Annotated in this window: 8 protein-coding genes; all 8 read right to left on the bottom strand. The window is 54.3% G+C overall.

Translation table 11 applies throughout. From position 1 onward, the window contains the following. Window positions 1–548: 548 nt before the first annotated feature. The 8 genes from EKM85_RS09440 to EKM85_RS09405 all read right to left on the bottom strand — a co-directional run bounded on the left by EKM85_RS09440 (window position 549) and on the right by EKM85_RS09405 (window position 12012). A complete protein-coding gene (locus tag EKM85_RS09440; RefSeq protein ID WP_125586280.1) occupies window positions 549–2519 on the bottom strand; it encodes a BglG family transcription antiterminator in 1971 nt (656 codons plus the stop codon). Window positions 2520–2546: 27 nt separating this feature from the next. Beyond that, a complete protein-coding gene (locus tag EKM85_RS09435) occupies window positions 2547–3593 on the bottom strand; it encodes a PTS fructose transporter subunit IIC (RefSeq protein ID WP_125586278.1) in 1047 nt (348 codons plus the stop codon). Window positions 3594–3634: 41 nt separating this feature from the next. Beyond that, window positions 3635–3937, bottom strand: a complete 303-nt coding sequence (locus EKM85_RS09430) for a PTS fructose transporter subunit IIB (RefSeq protein ID WP_125586276.1) — start codon at window positions 3935–3937, stop codon at window positions 3635–3637. Window positions 3938–3942: 5 nt separating this feature from the next. Then, complete coding sequence (locus EKM85_RS09425) at window positions 3943–4386, bottom strand: PTS sugar transporter subunit IIA (protein ID WP_125586274.1); 444 nt, start codon at window positions 4384–4386, stop codon at window positions 3943–3945. After that, window positions 4361–7066, bottom strand: a complete 2706-nt coding sequence (locus EKM85_RS09420) for a glycoside hydrolase family 38 N-terminal domain-containing protein (protein WP_125586272.1) — start codon at window positions 7064–7066, stop codon at window positions 4361–4363. Before EKM85_RS09420 ends, EKM85_RS09425 begins: the two co-directional genes overlap by 26 nt. Before the next feature lie 589 nt (window positions 7067–7655). Further along, window positions 7656–9479 carry a helix-turn-helix domain-containing protein gene (locus tag EKM85_RS09415; RefSeq protein ID WP_125586270.1) on the bottom strand — a complete coding sequence of 608 codons (1824 nt, stop codon included), beginning with the start codon at window positions 9477–9479 and terminating at the stop codon, window positions 7656–7658. A gap of 104 nt (window positions 9480–9583) precedes the next feature. Continuing rightward, window positions 9584–10843: a hypothetical protein gene (locus tag EKM85_RS09410; RefSeq protein WP_125586268.1), complete on the bottom strand. Its 1260-nt coding sequence runs from the start codon at window positions 10841–10843 to the stop codon at window positions 9584–9586. Further along, window positions 10840–12012, bottom strand: coding sequence for a hypothetical protein (locus EKM85_RS09405; RefSeq protein ID WP_125586266.1), 1173 nt, complete (start codon window positions 12010–12012; stop codon window positions 10840–10842). The genes EKM85_RS09410 and EKM85_RS09405 overlap by 4 nt, the downstream gene beginning before the upstream one ends. Between the last annotated feature and the right edge of the window lie 125 nt (window positions 12013–12137).

The following is a 12137-nucleotide window of genomic DNA, read 5'->3' as shown; positions in this document are numbered from 1 at the left end:
AAGTTAAGGTTAGCAGAGAATGGGCGCTGTGCCCACAAAAAGAAGCCCTGAGATTCCGTATTATTCGGATTCTCAGGACTTTTTCTTTTGGGCGAGAATTATGTCTCGGCCTCTTTCTTCACAAAGCAGCTTCCGGAGCCATCTGCCTTTAGTTTTTTGTAGGATACTAGCGATAAGCATATGCACCAGTTGCTCACGGTGTACTTATCCATTATTTCAAGCCGAATAATTTTGAGTATCTCAGGCTGAGCATATCTAACGTCTATTATTTTCGCATCGGCTTCTTCTAGCCGAGCTAAGACGCCATCTCTTCACTGAGTTCCTTCTTCAGCGCAGATTTGATATGTGAGTGAAGATGGCACCCTAATCACTTGCATTTCCAGGAGATTTCCAGGCCAAACCAGCTTTGGGAATATAGAACAATCCGCAAGGCGGCCCGTACAACGTCGCCGGGCGGCTTGTGTACGATCCGGCGCTTGGGCTATAGCCAAAAGTCACTTTAATTAGCTAAGCAGGCAGTCCAGCGCTACCGATTTCTTGGTGTCCACTCAGATGATCACGCCGGTCCTCAAACACGCGAGCATCTCTTCTGTGGTTGTTGCAGCACGTAGCCTTTGTAGCATATTCTCAGAACTAACCAAATAGTACAGGCTGTTCACAGCTTCTTTATTCTGCTTCGCATTTTCGAACTTCAATGCCAGCGTGAATACGACATCTGCTTCGCCTTCTCCCCATTCAATCGGCTGATCCAATGTCATCACGCCAATGGTCGGAACTATCACGTGTTCACTCCCTGCATGCGGGATTGCGACCCCATGACCGATGTTCGTCGCCATAATATGCTCACGCCTAATGGCAGAGTCCAAGAAAGACTTGTCGACTAATTGCTGGCGATACATCTGCTCAGCCATGAACTTAATAACATCTTCTGGGTTCCTGAAGCTCATTCGAGAATAGACGCAACGCTCATTAATGTATGGCTGAATTTTGTTTGGCATCATTGCCATCGAATGATGAACGACAAAACTATTGAGCTTATTGATGTCATCCGAGTCTAGAAATCCTGATACCTGGACCACCGGGACTGCGCACTCGAAATTCAGTGTTGAGACGACAAAATCGATCCCGGTAAAGTCATAATTCGCGACATTCTTGTATGGCACCACCGCTACCACTTTCACAAGCGGCAAAGTCGACGCAATCTTGTTCTGAATCAAGCGAGAGAATCCGACCCCTTCTGGACAGACAATAACGATGCGCTTCGTCTCAATGTTCTTTTCCAAAGACGCTTGAAAGTGCACCGTCAAGAAGCCAATCTCAGACTCAGGAATTACAGTCGGATTGGCATCTTGTGGCAAGATCTGAGAGAGGGCTAAGACAAGGACGCCGAATAACGAAGCATAATTTTCCTTAATTTGGGCCAGCAAAGGATTATTGATTGTCTGACCCTTTTTTAGCCGACTCAGCATTGCAAAACAATGCGTACGAAGATTGATTGCTAGTTCATGGTCGTTACTTAAATCAATCCCCAGCAAAGAGGAGACTTTTTCAATTAACTGCTTGGCTAGTTTAGTAGCACCGTTGTCAAACTGATTTAGATAACGATTGAGCAACTCTGGGTTAACAGTGTCTTGAATCCCTGACATCACTAGGTGTTGCTCAAGGTATTGAAGATCATCAGGCCCAAATGTGTTCGGAAATTCGTCGCCAAGCAGCTGGTTCAACCGGCTCATTTCCGTAGCTAACCTTGGGCTGTTTGCCTTTTGTTCCTCGTGCTGAGACGGCGCAATTTGACTACCTTCCTGACGGCTTACCATGATTAAGATATGAGTGACGAGATTGCTGTATAGGACATCATTTAGGTCAATCTTGGACTCGTTTTCGAACGTCGTTAGGATCTTCTCGGCTTTTGCAGTATTCACCTCTCCAAACAATCCGACTAGCCGTAGATATATCATTGTATCCAGTCTGGAGTTTGCTGGTTTTACGACGGTGGTTTCTTCTCCCAAGAGTGGACGATAATCGTTTACCGACTGCCGCAACTTGTCACGAATCTGAGACTCTGCACCGACAACATGGGTACCTCGATAATCAGAAACAAGATCTAACCCATCTTGGGCTAGGTCTTGTTTGAGAAGGCCAAAATCACGCTGAATGGCACTACGGGACACATGATATTTGTCTGCTAGATCACTAATTGAGGTATCTTGGTGGGTCATCAATAGCCCAATCATGATTTGTTGACGCCGAGAGTCGGCATTCAAAGCGGTCGGCGACAGTTCGAGCGCCTCTCTCAATTGTGAAAGTGCCGTACCACTGCCCTTAATCACGTAGCCTTCACCAGTTTGATGCACAACCAATAACTTATAGTCTTTCAGGTAATCTTTAATTGCTGCAATATCATTTGAAATTGTCCTTCTTGTTACGGAAAACCGTCGCATTAATACATGTGCAGGCAAGGCAACTCGATTTGCGTTATCTGTTAATAGAATCAGAATTTTCCTTGTCCGAGCGTTCATTTGACAACCTTCCCATCTCAAGAATAATTATGCTGTCGCTTTTGCGTTAACTTCTGCTGTCTTAATCGGCTTCTTCAGTAGCGCCATCAGTAACACGACCACTGCGACCCCGACGATAACTCCTAGCACATACCAGAGTGCGTTAGTCACGACAGGGAGAACCAGTAACCCGCCAAGCGGGGCCATGTTGGAAGCGTTACCAATAGCGGCAACAACAGAACCACATGCAGAACCGATCATGATTGACGGAATTACTCTAAGTGGATCCGCTGCGGCGAACGGAATTGCCCCTTCGGTGATGCCACAGGCACCCATCACAATCGCAGCTTTACCAGAATTACGTTCTTCATCAGTAAAGCGGCTGCGCAGAATCAAAGAAGCAAGACCTAGGCCAATCGGTGGCACACAGATTGCAACACCAGCCATCCCCATGAGGTGACCATCACCCGTCGCAATCAAGGCAACCCCTGTGGTATAAGCAATCTTGTTGAAAGGACCGCCCATATCGAAGGAAATCATGGCACCAACGACAACCGCTAGCATAATAGCACTACCAGTCGACATCGACTTCAACCAAGCCGTTAAACCACTGACCATCGCACCAAGTGGCGTTGCGACGACGTAAATGTAGAATAGCCCAAGAATCAGCACAACAACCAAAGGAATCACAATGATCGGCATTAAGGGCTTAATGAAAGATGGTGCCTTCCAACCCTTCACCCACTTTGATAGGTACCCGGCTAAGAAGCCCATCAGTAAGCCGCCTAGAAAGCCAGTAACCACTTTGTTCGGGCCCATTGGGTTGGCTGCCATGTAGCCTAAGATCAAGCCTGGCACCAAGCCCGGACGTCCAGCAATGGAGTATGAAATATAACCTGCAAGAACAGGGACTAATAATGCCATGCCGGCAGAGCCAATGGCTTCAATGTTTGCCAAGAACGGATTCGAGACTGTTGCCCCGCCACTAAAGGCCAGTGCTAAGGCAAACAGAATCCCACCAACTGTAACAGTTGGAATCATGTAAGAGACACCAGTCATGGCATGATTCTTAAACTGAGTTAATACCTTTTTCACAATAGCTCACTCCTTTTTTCTTCGGAATATTCACTATGAAATCAACTGTTTATCGCGTCCTCTATCACCTTCTGTGGCTCAGTCACACACCGTGAGACTGAGGTTTCATATACTTTTTTCCCATCAAAGCGTTCACGCCCCTCAATTGAAACGTCAACGCCTAAAATCACAACGTCTGCGTTGGCAATTTCATCCTCGGTAAGCTCGTTTTCAGCACCCATTGCGCCTTGCGTTTCAATCTTGGCCTGATAGCCATCCGCCTTAGCGGCTTTCTCCAAAGCACTTTGAGCCATGTATGTGTGGGCAATACCCGCAGTGCATGCAGTGACACCAACAATCTTCATATAAATCACCCTTTCTGTTCACCATCATTGATAATCTTGATGACTTGATCTTTATCTGTTGTCTGAAGGAGGTTGCTCCGAAAATTCTCATCCATAATGTTGCGTGCAATGTTGGCTAAAATGGTGAGATAATCCTTGCCTTCAGCCTGAAGTGGTACGCCAATCATGAACACCAGATGAACCAGTTGTTTGTTCCATTTCACGCCCTTGACCGACTTCGCGAAACAGACGAATGGCTCCTTAACTGCATCGGTCTTACCATGGGGTACTGCAACTGAATAGCCTAATGAAGTTGAGACCTCTGCTTCGCGGTCATAGACGGCTTTCCGAAATGAATCCAAATCAGTCAATCGCGAATCTGCATTTGCTAAAGCTGAAAGCTGATCAATGATCTCGTTCTTGTCTTTAGCCTTAATATCCATATCAATAAGCTTCTTTGATATGAGCATTTACCTCACCTCCTACATCAGCCAGATATGTCGCAAATTCATCAGGTCCCAGGTCTACCGATGCAGGACTAACAATACTGAACTCGTCTGATTTTGTCTGGACTGCTCGTTCCGGCAAACTCACACTCACCGGCCTTTCAACAAACGGGTTAAAGGCTCTGAAGACGATTGTCTGATTTAATTCAGACTTCTTGATTGCGCTGAACACAGCCTGCTGCCTTCCGAGGTCCACCACGCTGTACTTCTCTGGTAATTTCTTGTCGCTGGGGAGGTTGCGGATGAATCTGATCCGACTATTGAGAAAGGGCGCCAACTCGTAAACTTGAAGCGGTGAATACAGCTCTTTTGACAGCTCCCCAACTGGGCAATCATCAAAGGGTTGATTGCCATAATAGAAACCAAACTCATACGACTGCTTTCCTAGCAACTCCGCATCAGGTGTGGCAACAATAGTTTCGCCTGAAGCACGGCCGGGACGATTTTGTAAGTTCTCGCGGCCCATCCAGCTATTCGATCTAAACATTGTCAGGTTTAGCTGGGTGTAATCCTCACCGGTAATTTCGTACTCGCGGGCCCCACTGGTAAAGCCTGCCACAGTCGTGCGGCTATCGCTTAACGCAGCAAAGCTTTGAAGTGCATTTATCTCTGTTGGTTTCTCGACCCAGCCCCGCTCTCTCCAGTCAGCCAGGTTGGGATCCACCAGCGGGTGTTTAACTGTGCCAAATAGGCTATCAGCTACTGAACAGTTTGCTTTGATACCTGTGTCACACTGAATCCTGAGTCGATGCGAAGATACCGGATTGTTGGTGACCGTTGACACGTGCACAATCGGATCATCCTTGTTCAGCGTAACTATAATCGTTACCGGCATGGCCACTTCTGCCTTACCCACCGACCTTGTCTCTAGGTCACGCGGAACCGAGAACAGCAAATCAACTTTCAGACTTTCGCTAATAAGTCCTGCCTGTTTGGTCACAGTCACTAGTTTCGCGTCTCCAGAGGTGATCACCATATCTGTTACGGCAGGAGAGAAGTTGTAGGAATCGCCTTCATCCCCGTTCTCGATAATCCGAAACTGATGTGCGAACGTTTTGCCTGAATTCTTCGAAGTGACCGTGAACGTGTTGTCGCTTTGATCTAAATGAATTGTATATAGGCCATTACTGATCGAATCTCCGGCTTCCCAGCCACTCACAGGGGTATCTTCGCCTGACTCGGAAGGCCGCAAGTACAATTCACGATACCCAAGCGCGGGGACGTCAGAAATAAACAGCTTAAGGTGCGCTAAGTATACTTTCTTTGGCATCCAAGGATTCTTCTCGCCACTGCGATACATCGTAGGAGTCAGCAGTTCTGCCTGATGAAGAACGTAATCACTCTCATCCTTCTCTGTCAGAATCTGGAACGGAATTGTTGTCCCCTTTTCGTCCTCAATGGTGAACTTGCCATCCGGAATATATATATTAGTTTCAACCGTGCTACTACGCTTATACGGAAGACTATTAAAGACAGTCAGCGCATACGGCTTGTCCTGTTTAATGTTCGAGCTAATGTCGCGCATGATCTTTTCGGCCAGATTATGAGCTAAATCACTCGCCCATTTATTCCGCGCCTTAATATCGAAGTTGGTCGAGTCGCTATTGCAATTACCAATACTGTCATGTGCAGCGTTTCTCAACAGCTGTTTCCAAATCTTCTCGATCTCTGCCTGTGGATACCTTAGCCCAAGCTGCTTCCCAATCACGGCTAAAGGCTCCAGTATGTTCGTCACATAAGCTTCTAACTCGTTATTCAACTTCTTCAAATCGGCTCGCGTTGAATAGATGCTCTTATGCACACGAGAATTCTCCCCATCGGTCAGCTCACCGCTCAACTCGGGCAGGTCAACGGCCTCATCGTGCAAGTCACGAGTTACTGCCTTCATATATTCCTCAGGAGAAGAAATAACGTATTTACGTGTTGGATCTAGCCGATTGAGTTTCGCAATAATTCCATCAAGATGACGGTTGATGGGCAGCTGGTCGAATCCATTAGGCAAGTAAATGTCTGAGATCAATGACCGCTGTTCAAGTTTGGGAATCATTGAAGCAATAAACTGGCGTAAATCATCGTCTTCAGTTGGGATGTTAGCGCCGTAAAAATACCCAAACGGCATTTGGGTGGTTTGAATCGCAGTGCCATCTACACCAGTCCACTGAAACTCAGTCGTCTGAAGCTTGGAATTACCAACACCGCGCCAGATGATAGCATGATCGATGTCAAAACTCTTGTATATCTGTGGCATATTGCCACCTTGGCCAAAGACGTCAGGACAATAACCAATCCGCATAGAATGTCCAAGCTTTTCGGCATAATCAATGCCATAGTAAAGATTACGAATAATTGACTCTTGACCTACTGCAATCTGGTCAGTCTGCGTGTACCAAGGACCTGTTAGGAAACGATGACTCTTGATCAGGTGCGAAAGCTTGGCACGGTTTTCCGGATAGTAGCTCAGATAATCTTCTATGAGAGAGCTTTGAGCATCGAACAAGTAAAAATACGTGTTCGGATGGTCTTCCAAAACTTCTACGACCTCATTGATCTGGCTAATCAGATAGACGGTTGCTCGTGTGTTTTGGAAATACCACTCGCGATCCCAGTGGGTATGCGGGACGATATGGACGATAGTCTTTGTCATCTAACCCTCTCCTTTCACTGTTGATGGTAAAACCGCTTTCAACTTTCGTTAATACCAAAAGCATTCCATCTCAATGGAAAAGATGTATACCCCTAGTCCCGCAGACGGGAAAACCCCGACATGAGAATCATGTCGGGGTTTTGCTTCACACGGTAGCCATACCGCGCAGTCTCTTATTTGCTTTACGAATAGCTTGGACAAGGTCATCGCCATTCCACTTTAATTAAGCGCAAAGACTCAAGCTTAACACCTCTGATACGCCAAGCCGTCGCGTTCCAGATATGCGCTCTTCTTTAAGTTGTTCTCGCTTCAAATTGTCCAAGGCGTACAAAATGGTCGGGCCGCTGCGTCGCAAATGTAATTATTTACGGTTATTTGGCTCTTTTAGTACATTTTCAACGGATATTCCGTTGAAAGTGTAGGAAACTAATTAGCTGACCGAGGCACATTCTTTCGCGCTATCCCGAGTCTGCCCCGCCTGAACGTGAGCCTCAGCCACCAGAAGAAGTACCGTTCCAAGAAAAAAGGCCGCGACACTTGGCCGCGGCCCTCCAGTCATCTCGAATACGTTCTCTAATCCTGGTTACACTCACTTCACCACCGCCGCCAGGCTCTCTTGCGCATCCGCCGCCAGCGCCGTGTAGCCCAGCGTGACCATGGCCTGCACGTGCCGCTCGATGGCCGCCTTTGCCTCCGCAGTCGGCGTCTGGACCCACTGGCAGACCAGGCTGGCCAGGTGGGCCGACAGCGACCAGTCATTGGGGCACTGCAGCAGCGGCCAGGCCGCAAGCACCGCGAGGTCCGACTGCATCGCGCGGGCCAGCGCGGCATCCCCCGCGTGGGCAATGCTGACGGCCACCGTGAAGTCGACGTTAAACGGGTTGGCCACCTGCAGTTTCGGCGCCTGGTCCAGCACGTACAGGCTGCGCCACAGGTGGTAGTCAAAAGCGGCGGGCAGCGCCTTGGCGACGTCGGCAAACAGCAGGCACAGGTCGCCGTTCCAGCCCGGCGCCTTTTTCAATAGATCCTGGATCGCCGCCAGGTCCGCGGGCGGCAGCGGGGCCGCCACGCCGGTGTACGCGTAGGCCAGCACCTCAAAGCGTTGGAGGTTGCGCACCGGCTCGGCCAAGTCGCTGGCGCGCGCAGCGAACTCATCCGCCAACGCGTGCGCGCTCTCCTCGGTGAGCTTGCCGGCGTGGTAGTACGCGCCGACCTGACTGCGGTAGTGGGCGACCAGGTTGACGTGGAAGTTGTAGTGGCCGCTGATGAGGTCCCGCCAGCTGCTCAGGAGAAAATCCTTGAGCAGGTCCAGCCGCGCAATGCCCAGCTGGGTCTCGCCGCGCTCAAACCGCAGCTGCGTGGACGGCGCCCAGGCGATGCTGGCGTCCCGCAGCGTGACCTGCCGCCGCTCGCGCAAAGCCGCCATGGCGGGGCCGCTGAAGGGCTGGGCGGTTGGCTCCGCGGCTGCGGCGGTCGGCGCGGTAGTCGGCGCGTTTGCGGACTTGGCGGCAGCCGCCTGGCCAGGCGCCCGGTGATGGTGCGCCGGGCGGGGCTGCTGCGCGCAGTCCCAGAGTGCCTGGAGCGACTGGGCGAACCCCGGTGCCGCGACGGCATTCACCGCGGCCAGCAGGTCATCGATCGCCGGCCACGTCGCCGGCTGACCCGCCGCGTGCCAGCGCCCGATCTGCTTCAGCAGGGCCGCCGCGGTGACACGATCGTTTAGCAGGGGCCGCAGCGCCGGCGTGTCCAGGACCTTCACCAGCTCCGGCAGGCCCGCCTCAAACGCCGCCCACTCGCCGAACTTCACCGCCGCCGTGAGCAGCGCCTGCCGGATCGCCAGCCGCTCGACTTGGTGGTCGGTCGCCCCGAATGCCAGCGCCAGGCGCGCCCAGCATTCCTGGCGAAACTCGCTGCTGGCAAGCGGGGCGCAGGCCTCGATCAGGCTCATTTCGACCCGCCGCCAGTGATGCGGATAGGCGAGAAAAGCGCTGAGCCGCCGCTCCTCCTGGACGCTCAGTTGCATCGCGCTGCCGAGCGGTTCGGCCTGCGTTTTCACCAGCAGGGCCACGATGTCCTGCAGCCAGGTCTGCGGATCGCCGGCATGGGCCGCGACGTACGCCGCGTTAGCCCGGCGCACGCGGGGCCAGTCCTGCAGCCAGATGGCCGCGCTGTTGGTCGGCAGCGCATAGGCGCTCTCGGCGGCCAGCCGCACGAACTCCGACAGCTGCATCCCCAGCCGGTGCATCAAAGCCAGCGCCGTGTCGGCACTGATGTTGGTCGCCCCGCGCTCGAACCGCGACAGCTTGGCCGCCGACATCACCGGCCCCGCGGCTTCGCGCAGGGACACCCCGGCCCGCAGCCGGTAGTCGCGGAAAAAGGCCCCGATCTCCCGCTGCCGTTGCTGAATCTCCATCCCCGCACCTCGCTTTTCTCGCCTGCCGGCCGCTGTGAAACCCTATTCAGGGAAAATTATCCTCGCATTTGGGCGGGATTGCACTGCTTTTTTATTGCAACCCACTACTGCCGTTCGTACACAACGGCCGACCGGGGCTTGTTGGTATAAATCACAATGTGTTCCTTCTGGCGATTAAGGTTTGGCATATCTTCCGGATCCGCGCCCTTAGTCATGAAAGTGATGATATACGTCGTGCCCGCAAGATCACCCGAGTAGGAGAGCTCGCCCTCAACGCTTTCATCAATTTCTGCCGCCGCGGAACCGTCAGTGCCCACCATCACCGGCTTCTGATTCTGACCACGCAGGGTGACGGTGCCATCGCTGATGTGATACTTCGTCGCCGAAAGCGGCTTGATGTTCTCAACATCGTTGTCCCAGCTGTAGCCCGCAGTGCCAGTGGCGCGGACGGCGTAGAGGGCCACCGGCCGCCACTGCCCGACGAGCCCGGCGAAGTCACCCTTTTTGATCAGGTAAAAATTCATCTGGGTGATCTTGACGGGCTGGTCCGCGTAGTCCCCGGCATACAGCTTATCGATGGCCTTCTCGACCGCCGGCAGCGCCTGCTCATACGAGACGAAGCCGTGGCCAACGGCGCGCCCGTAATATTCATGAAGCCCGCCAAAAATCCGCGTGAACTTGTCCTTGGTCAGGCCGACCGCGGCGAGCACATCCGGCGTGGTTTGCGGGTCTCCCCAGTCGCCGCTGAGATTGGTTTCCTGATCTCGCTCCTTGCCTTCCACGACGTACGTCTGATACGCGTCCAGGTAGCGCTGCGGGTCATCCACCGCCAGGATCACCTGCGTCCGCGTGGCCTGCAGCTGCTTGGTCTGCGCGGCAATGTCCTTGAGCAACGCCGCCCGCGCGGCCTTCGGGTACACGAGCCCCGCGTCGGCCGAGACGGTCTTGGCCAGTCCGGCCAGCCGCGTCAGCTTCTCGCCGATCGTTTTCTCGGTTTCTTCCTTAGCCGCCTTGGCGCGGCTGGCCGTCAGCAGCCGCTTCTCGCTGGCGCTCACGGCCTTCTTCCCCGCCGCCAGGGCCTTGCGGTAGGCCGCCTTCACGGCCTTCGCGGCGCCCTTCTTCTGGTTAAAAGCCTGCGCGCGGGCCGCCAGCTTGGCGAGCTGCTGGCGCTGGGCCTGCGGGTCCTGCGTCTTCGCGATGGCCGCGCCCTGCGCCGCCACCTGCTGGACCTGCTTTTGCGTCGGGCTGGCCGCCGGACCGGCCCCACCGGCCCCCTTGGCACAGCCGGCCGCCGCCAGCAGCACCGCGACCGCGAGCAGCCACCGCCACGGGCCAAACGCCCGCCGCACTCCCCCGCGCCTCATGATAAGGTCACCAAGGCGGCGTGGGCGTGCTCGCTCTTGAACGTCGCGATCGCATCGGCCTCGGACTGGGCCGCGGTCTGCTGCCACTTTGCGTCGTCGATGTGCGCCAGGTCCAGCTTGCCGTCGTAATAGGGGATGGTCTCGCGGCCGTACGCGGGATACGTGATGCGGTCCGGCACGTTGAGGGCCGCGTCCACCGTGTGCGCGGTCATTTTATAAATCACCGCGTAGGTCAAAAACGAGGCGGCGGCGGGCGCTTCCTTGATCACGTCCGGCGAGGCGTACCGGTAGGCAGCCAGCGCCCGCTCGCGGTCCATGACCTCCGCGTAGCACTTGGTCGCCACCAGCGTGTACTGGACCGCGTCGCCGCTACTGTTGATCCGGTGGGCGTAGCTGTCCGCGTACTCGGCCAGCTGCTTCCAGTCGGCGATGTCCTTCAGCGCCGGCAGGCCGGCCACCTTGTACGTCACCGCCGCCGCGCCCTTCAGCCTGCGCCCGCGCTCGCGCTGCGCCCGGCGGTAGGAGCTCGCGAGGCGATAGGTCACCTGATCGCCATTTTTCAAATACCGGGCCTCGCCGCCGTCAAAGCGGGCGGCGCGCCGCTTGTCGTCCTTGACGTAGCCGAAGCCGGCGACGCCCAGAAACCGCGGCGCTGCGCCCATCGCCTGCTTGGCCGTGTAGGTCGTGACCGGCTTCAGCCCGCTGACCTTGACGTCCTTGGTGCCACTTTGGATGGGCAGGTCCGCCGGCGCCTTCAGCTTCAGCGTGATGTGCTCACCGTTTTTGAGGCCGGAAGCCTTGCTGAAGGCGATCGTGACGCTGGCCAGCTGCGTCTGCGCGTCCGCCACCTTGTTGGCCAGGTTCACGTCGCTCTCGTACTTGCTTGGCGCGCGGCCCGCGGCGATCAGCGCGGCGTCGCTGGCACCGATGCCGCCTTTCGCCAGTAATATTTTAAAAATTGCGCCGCGCGCCTGCGACCGGTTGTACGTCGCCTTGCCCGCGCCCGTGTAGCCCGTGAACGCCGGCTTCACCGCGTCGATCACCGCGGCCGGCCGCACCGCCAGGTACTGGTACGCCCCGAAGCCACCACCCGCCAGCACCACGACCACCAGGATCACCAACTTGAGGTGCCGCTTAAAAAAGCCGCCCCCACTCGCATTCTGTTTCACTTTTATCCACTCCTCCCCAGTGCACCCGGTCTCCGGGCTTATCCACACCACTTGCCGTCGGAACCTCTCGCTTCAGGCGGGCGGCCGAGCGCACAAAAAAATCGGCCGTCTGAATGCCTGCGCAC

Source organism: Lacticaseibacillus jixianensis (genome assembly GCF_003946485.1).
Lineage (GTDB): Bacteria > Bacillota > Bacilli > Lactobacillales > Lactobacillaceae > Lacticaseibacillus > Lacticaseibacillus jixianensis.
This window is presented reverse-complemented; position numbering and strand designations above follow the sequence as displayed.